The 1607-nt window shown below is 46.4% G+C and carries 1 protein-coding gene; it reads left to right on the top strand.

The features are described from left to right. A partial coding sequence (gene priA, locus ACFIO3_RS05210) for a primosomal protein N' (protein WP_375704170.1) occupies positions 1 to 1607 on the top strand: 1607 nt, incomplete at both ends.

Below are 1607 nucleotides of genomic sequence, written 5' to 3'. Positions count from 1 at the left end.
ATGAGAAGATATGGACACGTTCTGGTCTGGCACATGCGGCTGGAACTTCGGTTTCTGTTGTTGAAGGTTTAAAAGCTCTAGGAGTTTTCGAAGATGTTATGGTTCCTGCTCCTGACCTTGTGGAAATGCCTGATCCTGATTTTTGTCCTCCTCAGTTGCAGGGAGCGCAAAATGAAGCAGCAACAGTATTGCGGGAAGGTGTTTTATCTTCTCAGTTTCAAGTTTTTTTGCTTGATGGTGTGACTGGATCTGGAAAGACAGAAGTTTATTTTGAAGCGGTTGCTCAAGCCTTCAAAGGCGATAAGCAGGTTTTAATTTTATTGCCGGAAATTGCTTTAACTCAGCAGTTTTTAGATCGTTTTTATGCGCGCTTTGGCGCTGCGGCAGCAGAATGGCATTCTGATTTGACGCCACGTCGTAGAGAACGCGTCTGGCGGCAAGTCGCAGAAGGGCGGGTGCGTGTTGTGGCTGGGGCTCGTTCGGCGCTTTTTCTTCCCTTTCCTGAGCTTGGCTTAATTGTTGTCGATGAAGAACATGATAGCGCTTATAAACAAGAAGAGCGCATTTTTTATCATGCGCGTGATATGGCAGTTGCTCGGGGCTCTTTTGAGCATTTTCCTGTTATTTTATCCTCAGCCACACCGTCGATTGAAAGCCAAGCCAATGTTTTAAAAGGGCGTTATCAAAAGGTGCATTTACCATCCCGTTTTAAAGAAGTCGCACTTCCACAGTTGCGGGTGGTTGATATGCGTCAAGGAGGGGTGCAAAAGGGGCGCTTTATTTCCTTTGCTCTTGAAAGAGCTTTAAAACAAACGCTTGATAAGGGTGAACAAGCTCTTCTTTTTCTTAATCGCCGTGGTTATGCACCTTTAACTTTATGCCGAATTTGCGGACATCGTTTTCATTGTAACGATTGTTCAAGTTGGTTGGTAGAACATCGCGCGCAAGGGCAACTGAAATGTCATCATTGTGGATATCATGAACCACTTCCTGAAGCCTGTCCTGAATGCGGAACCTTAGATCATCTTGTGGCTTGCGGACCGGGTGTGGAAAGAATTGCCGAAGAAACACAGATGCTTTTTCCTCAAGCGCGATCATTGATCCTTTCAACAGATCTTAAAGGGGGAATTGGGCAGTTGCGAAGCGAATTGCAAGCCATTGCCAATGGCGATGTAGACATTATTATTGGAACACAGCTGGTCGCTAAAGGACATCATTTTCCCAAGCTCTCTCTGGTTGGTGTTATTGATGCTGATCTTGGTCTTGCCAATGGCGATTTACGCGCAAGTGAACGTACCTATCAGCTGCTTTCTCAAGTTACCGGAAGAGCAGGGCGTGTGGGATTGAAGAGTTTAGGATTATTGCAAACCTATCAACCAGATCATCCGGTCATCAAAGCCTTACTTGCATGCCAGCCAGAAGATTTTTACACACGTGAGATTGCAGCACGTCAGCATTATCATTTGCCCCCCTATGGGCGGCTTGCCTCTTTGATTGTGTCGGCACAACAGCGCCAAGCAGCAGAACATTATGCGCGCGCATTGCGTCAAGCAGCACCACGGGAAAAAAATATCTCTGTTATGGGACCAGCAGAAGCGCCTTTGGCT

It is taken from the genome of Bartonella sp. AD328YNZD (genome assembly GCF_042196425.1).
The sequence above is the reverse complement of the archived record's forward strand: the minus strand, read 5'-3'. Positions and strand labels throughout refer to the sequence as shown.